This window comes from Microcoleus sp. CAWBG58 (assembly GCF_020883045.1).
In the GTDB taxonomy this organism is placed as follows: Bacteria; Cyanobacteriota; Cyanobacteriia; order Cyanobacteriales; family Microcoleaceae; genus Microcoleus.
In genome coordinates this window covers 1-7,716 of sequence record NZ_JAHRFA010000131.1, presented here as the reverse complement: position 1 = coordinate 7,716, position 7,716 = coordinate 1, and the positions used below count along the sequence as shown (strand labels likewise).

Genomic DNA, 7,716 nt, shown 5'->3' with positions numbered 1-7,716 from the left:
TCTTCTCTCTTCTCTTCCTCTCTGCGTTCTCTGCGCCCTCTGCGGTTCAAAAAAAACAATTCTGTATGTAACGCAAATCTTACAGATTACATTCAACACAATCGAAAATATAGAAACATATTTCATTTTTTCTACCCCAACGCACAATCTATTATTGTCATCTAAAAAAGGTTTGTAGTGAGGACTTCAGTCCTTTTTTTTGCGGACTAAAGTCCTCACTACAAACCATTCTCAAAAATTTTCTCTGGTTTTCTTCTTGTCTGATGCAGACTAAAATCCTCACTACAAATCAAATTCTGAAACATTTCTTCTCTCTTCTCTTCCTCTCTGCGTTCTCTGCGCCCTCTGCGGTTCAAAAAAAACAATTCTGTATGTAACGCAAATCTTACAGATTACATTCAACACAATCGAAAATATAGAAACATATTTCATTGTTTTCTACCCCAACGGACAATCTATTATTGTCATCTAAAAAAGGTTTGTAGTGAGGACTTCAGTCCTTCTTTTTGCGGACTAAAGTCCTGACTACAAACCATTATCAAAAAATTTCTCTTTCTTTTCTTCTTCTCTGATGCAGACTCGCATTACTCTCCTCTCTGCGTTCTCTGCGCCCTCTGCGGTTCAAAAAAAACAATTCTGTATGTAGTAACGCGAATCTTAAAGCATAACTTTTAACCATCAAATCCCGTGACTTTTCCCAAGCACCCAACTGCGGCGAAAAATCCGAGCCAAAGTCGATTCTTCCAACGCAAAATAGATCGGGCGGCCGTGCGGACAAGTGCGCGGATTGCGAGTTTGCTGCCATTCATCCAACAAATTTTGCATTTGGGAAAGATTGAGAGGAGTATTATTGCGAATAGCGCTGCGACAAGCAGTAGCAACTTGAGCAGCTTGCAAATCTGCGACTTTACTGAGTTCAAAAAGTGCATCGGCACAGTCATCTCGATCGCTCAATAAATCCGGTACTTCCCGCGCCGCCCATAACTGTTCGCCAAAACTTTCTACTTCCAAGCCCAAGCGGGACAAATTCTCTATTTGCAGGGCAGATAATTGACTGAGAATCACTGGTTTTTCTAAAGATTTTAGCTGCCAATTAGCGCAGATGCGTTCGTACAAAACGCGCTCGTGAGCGATGTGCTGTTCGACTAACCACATTCCGCTAGAGTGTTCTGCAACAATGTAAGTATTGTGAACTTGAGCGATCGCCCTCAGTTCCATCAATTCTATTTTACGACCAGTTGTGTGTTCGTCACCGCCATCGCTCTTGCGAGCTGAAGTCTCGACACTGTAAGCACTTTTTTGTTCTGATGCTTTCAGCAACTGTCCCACGCGATCGGGAATTGGAGGATCTGCTAAAACCTCATCATTGAGGTGCAAAGCTCGATCGATTGCAGCGCCAACTTGTGCTTGCCAAAAACTCGGATCGTGCAGATAAATTTCCACTTTAGCCGGGTGGCGGTTCCAGTCGATTTGAGAGGGGGAGAGTTGTAGGTGAACAAAACACACGGGATAGCGATCGCGCGGACAAGTACGGGCGAAGGCGCTGAGAATAGTTTGCTCTATTTCGGGCGATCGTACAACCCGCCGATTTACTGCCACCTTAACCCAATCCGGCCGCCTGCGGTGACAGCGATCGGGCAAACCAATTACTAACTCCAAAGACTGAGAATTGGGCATTGGGAATTGGGCATCGGGCATTCGGCATTGGTAACTCGGCTGTGTTTTTGACAATAAAACAGCCGAGTTTGCCAAATAATCTGGCGATTTATTCTTTTCAGGAGCTGAAGGCAAACTTACTTTTAAATACTGCAAATCATTCAAGCGAATTCCCCGCACAAACTGAGGCAAAATTTGTTCCGCTGTGCTGGCAGAAGTTACGTAAAAACAAGGCGCATTTCCTTGGCGCAACTGCCAATTAACGTAGGGGTGACAAATTGCAATTTGCTCGATAATTGATTGGATCGATCGCATTTGCTGTGCCGGCGACAAAAAAGTGCGGCGCACAGGCCAATTGCCAAACAAATTAGCCACAGTCACCACCGTACCCGGAGCAATTGCCACTGTTTCCAGCTCCACAGCTTCCCCAGCGTTGTTGTAAACTACCCGCCAGCCCGATCGAGCATTTTCAACTCCCGCCTTGTTAAACGATGATTTCTCAACTCCCCCCCTTAACAAGGGGGGGCTGGGGGGAGTTTCCCCAGACTGTCGATTTTCCCAATAATCTCCGAATCCCAAATCGTTGGGCCTGCTCAAAACCTCCAAACAGCCTAACTGAGCCAAACTGTGCAAAGCTTCACCGCGAAATCCCAAAGTAGCAATTTTGTAAAGGTCAGCTTCCGTGGTAATTTTGCTCGTACTGTGAGGCGAAGCCGCCTGCTGCAAGTTTTCCAGATCCATTCCCGTACCGTTATCGGCAACTTGCAGCCGCCATTGTTCGGGCCAAACAGACACAACGATGCGAGTTGCGCCAGCATCGAGAGAATTTTCTACTAATTCTCGTACCGCAGCGGCGATCGAGTCAATAACTTCGCCTGCGGCAATTAAATCGATAACTTCTGCGGGTAAGGTTTGAATAGTAACTGGCATCAGATTTTTAGCAGATCGTTAATTCAATTATAGCTGATTCTGCCACTGCATACACACGATCGCGATCGGCCCAAAAACTGTTACTGTGGCACCTAGTTAAGTCGTAGATGCTCCCAACATTTTAGACAAAAGTTCAAGCTCCCAGATTCACTTTTGGGGCAACTATCCAATCTCAAACTTGTCCTGAGGGTATTGTCCTGAGCGTAGCCGACGAAGAAAGTCGAAGGAAGTCGAATAATCTCAAATTGAATAAATGATTGATTGAATTCGGTGGTGACAAATAAACATTACTTAAACTCGACAGGCTAACGGATAACTTTTGGCAAGCGGATGTAAAAAGTTGTCCCTTTTTTGTTTTCCGACTCATAACTAATTTCCCCTTTGTGAGCATCAACAATCGACTTAGCAATCGCCGTTCCCAAACCAGTACCAGTCCGCTTGCCATAGGTTATAAACGGTTCAAATAACTTGTCCTTGATTGATTGCGGAATGCCAGGGCCGTTATCATAAATGCTAATTTCTGCCCAATCCTCACTTTGTGTCAGCATAATCTCTATTCGGCCCCCGCGTCCGCCAAAAGCTTCAACAGCATTCCCAACTAAATTTTGTAAAATTCGCAAAATCTTATTCTCGTCAGCTTCCACTATCACTTCTGATACTCGCAGCACTAAGTCTACTTTTGCTGCCTCAAAATAAACTCTGTTCAACTTTTCAAACTGCTGCAACGTCTGGATGAGATTAACTGGTTTTTTATTTAATGCAGAGTTACCCCGCGAAAATTCTAATACTTCCTCAGCCATGCCCAACATTCGCTGAACTTGCAATTGAATAAGTTCGCACCATTCCTGAGTTTCAGCATCGGGGTGCATTTCTTTGAGCATTTCGCTGGAGAGTTTAATTCCCGTAAAAGGACTTTTGAAATCGTGAATAATTGTGCTCACCATTTCACCCACCAAAACCATTTTTTGTTTGTGTACAAACTGGCTAACATATTGATCGGTGGTAGAGCGCAAATTTTTAATAATGAAACTAAACATTTGCATTACTGAACTGCCTTTAGCAAACTCGAGGTTTGCTATCAATTCTTCGCGGCTTATTTTGGCCAAAGTCGAGCCGGCAACTGCCACAGCTCTTGCACTGCGAGGCTCTCCGTCTAAAACTCCGAGTTCGCCAAAAAAATCGTCGGGCTTAGCGACAGCAATAGTTTGATATTTACTGTTGTCAATCTGCTTGCTAAACTCGACTTCACCTTCTAAAACTAGATATAAAAAATCCGCTGTTTCTCCTTCTTCAAAAACCACTGTTTCTTCAGCAAAACTTTCCAATACAGCTATTTGGCACAGGTGAGCAGCTTGAAGAGGTTCAAAATAAGACATAAATCGATGAGATGCCAGATCCATGTGAAAATACCTGAGGCTTAATTGAAACTGTTTCTTTCTTCTATCTTCGCGCTATAAGCATCGATGCGTTAATAAAATACAATACTGCTGGAATTTGCTGTTATTTTCTGGCATCCCTGGCTTTGAGGGAAGGGTAAGCCTCGATATGGAGAGCCAGACTAGCACAGCGGTACCAGAAATCTCACCAACATTCTAAGTTAATTGACTAAAATACATATATATGGTATTTTATATCAGATTTAAATAAGAAGTGCGATCGCACGAGCTTGACACGCCCCACAAAATTTTAATTGTAGAGAGATGCTGCAATTTCAATGCCGATCGCCTTCGATTACCAAAAATTAACGATCGCCCGACAACACAATCCCAGCATTCTGCCCGCCAAAGCCAAAACTCAAACAAACCGCATTTCTCACAAAGGTCGATCGGGCAAACCTCACAAAATCTAACTCAAACCCAGGTTTTTTCATGCCAGTACAAGGCGGCAACATCTGGTATTTAATACCCATCAAACAAAAAGCGACGCCCAAAGCACCCGAAGCTCCCAAAGTATGACCAGTAGCCCCTTTAGTCGAACTAACAGCAACTCCTTGGCGAAACAATTTCTGAATTAACAGGGCTTCGTGTCGGTCATTTAAATCAGTGCCAGTACCGTGAGCGTGAATAAAATCTATATCAACCGCCGTTAAATTGCTACGTTTCAAACATTGATTTACCGCCGCGATCGCACTTGTCCCACCCAACTCAGGTGAATTACCATGAAAAGCATCATTTGTCAACCCAAAACCGGAAATTAGACCGTAAATTTTAGCGTTGCGGCGCCTTGCCAACTCACTTGATTCTAATACAAATAAAGCCCCGCCTTCGCCGAGCACCAAGCCTTCCCGATGTTCGTCAAAGGGATAACAGCCGGTGTTTGCCAAAGCACCCATCCGGTTAAATCCAGCCACAGTCAGCGGTGTAATTGGCGCTTCTACAGCACCAGCGATCGCCCGCTGACACTCACCGGTGCGGATTAAATCAACAGCGCGGGCGATCGACTGTAGGCCCGTCGCACAAGCAGCCATCGGCGCCAGCACAGGCCCCATCGAGCCAATTGCCCTCGCCACCGCGATCGCCCCCATGTGAGGTAAAAAATCCACGAATTGGGAATTGGGCATCGGGCATCGGGCATCGGGAATTGGGAATTGGGAATTGGGAATTGGGCATTGGGCATTGGGCATTGGGCATTGGGCATTGGGCATTGGGCATTGGGCAATTCTCCCCCTCTCCCCCTCTCTTACCAACTGTTCCAAATTAGCCTGAAAGCCGCGACTAGAACCGATCGCAATTCCGCAATCAGGTAAAGGCAAAGTCAAATTAGCATCTTGCAAAGCATCTGCCAAAACCTGCCGAATTAAAGTGATTAAATCAGCAGGTTTTGTCTCAATTAAAGCCAAAAGTCGTGGTTCAAGTTCTAAAAAAGGTTGATGTTGCTCAATTCCCGAATCTCCAGCCAAAAGTCTTTTCCAGCTATTTTCCAGATTCCCCAACGCTGAAACAAGACCAATTCCCGTAACCACAACATCCATAAGTATCAATTAGAAGGCAGTAGTTATTAGTTAGTTGTGATTAGTTATTCGTAATTTATTACTTGTTGGTTGTTGATGCGTAGTTATCAGCTATTAGTTTTGGCTTGTTACCAATAACCAATAACTACTGCTTTCCTCCCAACGGCAAACTGTCAGGGTGCATCTCAGTTTTGTTTTTAATAGTGCTGCCCCCGCTCGCTTAGAGAACCAAACGAGCTCTTAAGCTGGCACTGTAAAAAGAAATGTTTTTTGCTGCAAAAATGAGATGCTCCCGACTGTCAACTGTCAACTCCTAACGGCAAACTGTCAACTGTCAACTGTCAACTGTCAACTAACTAACAGCCTTAAAATTTTCGACACCCTGGGTGACAGTAGCCTTCTCAATCCGATCGCCCGCTTGAATCTTATCAATCACATCCATCCCTTGCTTCACGTAGCCAAAAACCGCATAGCTACCGTCCAAAAACGGCACATCGGTCAAAGTAAAGTAAAACTGAGAAGAAGCCGAATCAGGACTTTGCGATCGAGCCATAGCCACAGCCCCGCGAGTGTGCATCAACACGGGTTTCTGAGCAATCCCAGCTTGTTCTAGCGTTTGGCTGTAAGTCGGACTCGGGGCATCTTTAGCCTTAATTTCCAGAGGAATCCTGCGTTCTGTAGATGTTTTCGGGTCAATAAAACCCCCAGTTCCCAGCCGCGACGCAGGGAATTTAGGGTCTTTGCCCTGGGGGTCGCCACCCTGAACTACAAAAGGCTGAGGTTCCCGCACCACTCGGTGAAATACCAGCCCGTCGTAGACTCCTTTTTGAACCAAATCGACAAAATTGCCCGCAGTAATTGGGGCATTTGTGCCGTCGAGTTCGATCGTAATCGGAGAACCTTTAACCGTCATCACTACCGTTGCTTTTCCTTGCAAGCGCGGCAAATTGCTAAATTGCGAACTCGCCGCCACAGCAGCAGGAGACGGAGGCGGAGACGGAGACAAAGAAATGCTTTCACCCGACGCCGGATTTGGTGTCGGAGTAGAGTTTGCAGCAGGGGAACTACCGCATCCCCCGACAAACAGCGCGCCAATTATTAAAAGCGAGAAGAACCACCGCTGAATTTTGATTTGCATTTGCATTTGTATTTTCACTTTCACTTCATTCAGATCGGGTACATGGCCGGGCGCACTCTAGATTTATCGATTTTGTGCGCCCCGCCGTCCAACCTACAAAACATTACCAATATCAAATCGAAAATCCCAAATCCCAAATCCCAAATCTCTACAGCCCTTCTAGGGGAACTTGCAAAAATCGAGCCAATTCGGCAGCTTGATTTTCCACATCAGACAAAGAAATGGGCTGTCCGACTCTTGTCAGGGGAAACTGACGGCGGTCTTTGAGCTTAAGATAAATGCTGCGACGGGGGCTGAGACCTTCTTTAATATCGACCCGCACAGATTGCACGTCCGATGTCTTGCAAGTAAAATCAAGTTTGCGGTTTTTGCCGGGAAATCCCCAACGGAAGATCCGAATGTTACCTGACGCGCGATCGAACTCATTGTATCCGCCGCCGACATCCCACAGAACAGTCAGCCACAGGTAAAGCCCCAACAGCAGGGCGCAGACACCGTAGAAACCCATCGCGATGCCTTGGGGAATGAAAATAAGCTGAGTCGGGTCAGCAAAAGGCAGCAGGTTCTTGTGTAAGTAGCTGGAAATGCTCGACAGCAAGAAACCAGTGCCTCCAATGCTGACAACCGTTGCCCACCAGTAATTGCTGAAGCGACGAGATCCCAAAACCTCGTAGCGCAGGACAGAATCGATCGAGGTCATTGTTTTTGCAGTCATAAATTTAAACAGCCTTAAACCAAAATTTTAATTCAACTAGCCTACCTCACTCTCACTCCGCTGGCGCGATCGAGACCGGGCGATCGCGATTCTGTATCAACTCCTGCTGTTCTAGTTGAAAATTAATGAACTTATAATATATAGTTATGTTAAGTTTAATTAGAAACCTTGGTCTTTTAACAAGCAAAAGGATTTTACCAAAATGACAATCGCAGTCGGACGCGCCGAGAACGAAAGAGGCATCTTTGATGTACTCGACGACTGGCTCAAGCGCGATCGCTTCGTCTTCGTAGGCTGGTCTGGCATCCTGCTATTCCCCTGCGCTTA

5 protein-coding genes and 1 pseudogene are annotated in these 7,716 nt (G+C 45.6%); 1 reads left to right on the top strand and 5 read right to left on the bottom strand.

The window, feature by feature from the left end:
* Nucleotides 1-678 precede the first annotated feature (678 nt).
* The 5 genes from mutL to QZ918_RS31485 form a co-directional block, all read right to left on the bottom strand.
* The gene (gene mutL, locus QZ918_RS31505; RefSeq protein WP_293342654.1) at nucleotides 679-2,586 is read right to left on the bottom strand and encodes a DNA mismatch repair endonuclease MutL; all 1,908 of its coding nucleotides are present in this window, start codon (nucleotides 2,584-2,586) and stop codon (nucleotides 679-681) included.
* A 305-nt stretch (nucleotides 2,587-2,891) separates the two neighbouring features.
* Nucleotides 2,892-3,986: an ATP-binding protein gene (locus QZ918_RS31500; protein WP_293342650.1), complete on the bottom strand. Its 1,095-nt coding sequence runs from the start codon at nucleotides 3,984-3,986 to the stop codon at nucleotides 2,892-2,894.
* A 341-nt stretch (nucleotides 3,987-4,327) separates the two neighbouring features.
* Nucleotides 4,328-5,557 (bottom strand): beta-ketoacyl synthase N-terminal-like domain-containing protein, encoded by a 1,230-nt coding sequence (locus QZ918_RS31495; protein WP_293342647.1) that lies wholly within the window; start codon nucleotides 5,555-5,557, stop codon nucleotides 4,328-4,330.
* Between the two features lie 331 nt (nucleotides 5,558-5,888).
* Nucleotides 5,889-6,680 carry a peptidylprolyl isomerase gene (locus tag QZ918_RS31490; RefSeq protein ID WP_367275476.1) on the bottom strand — a complete coding sequence of 264 codons (792 nt, stop codon included), beginning with the start codon at nucleotides 6,678-6,680 and terminating at the stop codon, nucleotides 5,889-5,891.
* Between the two features lie 142 nt (nucleotides 6,681-6,822).
* Nucleotides 6,823-7,389: a photosystem I assembly protein Ycf4 gene (locus QZ918_RS31485; protein WP_293342644.1), complete on the bottom strand. Its 567-nt coding sequence runs from the start codon at nucleotides 7,387-7,389 to the stop codon at nucleotides 6,823-6,825.
* 202 nt (nucleotides 7,390-7,591) lie between these two features.
* Here QZ918_RS31485 and QZ918_RS31480 point away from each other — a divergent pair.
* Nucleotides 7,592-7,716: pseudogene (locus QZ918_RS31480) on the top strand (photosystem II D2 protein (photosystem q(a) protein)); the annotation flags it as partial.

Coding starts and splice junctions, on each gene's coding strand:
- mutL (WP_293342654.1), bottom strand. CDS start 2,586: ATGCCAGTTACTATTCAAACCTTACCCGCAGAAGTTATCGATTTAATT.
- QZ918_RS31500 (WP_293342650.1), bottom strand. CDS start 3,986: ATGGATCTGGCATCTCATCGATTTATGTCTTATTTTGAACCTCTTCAA.
- QZ918_RS31495 (WP_293342647.1), bottom strand. CDS start 5,557: ATGGATGTTGTGGTTACGGGAATTGGTCTTGTTTCAGCGTTGGGGAAT.
- QZ918_RS31490 (WP_367275476.1), bottom strand. CDS start 6,680: ATGCAAATGCAAATCAAAATTCAGCGGTGGTTCTTCTCGCTTTTAATA.
- QZ918_RS31485 (WP_293342644.1), bottom strand. CDS start 7,389: ATGACTGCAAAAACAATGACCTCGATCGATTCTGTCCTGCGCTACGAG.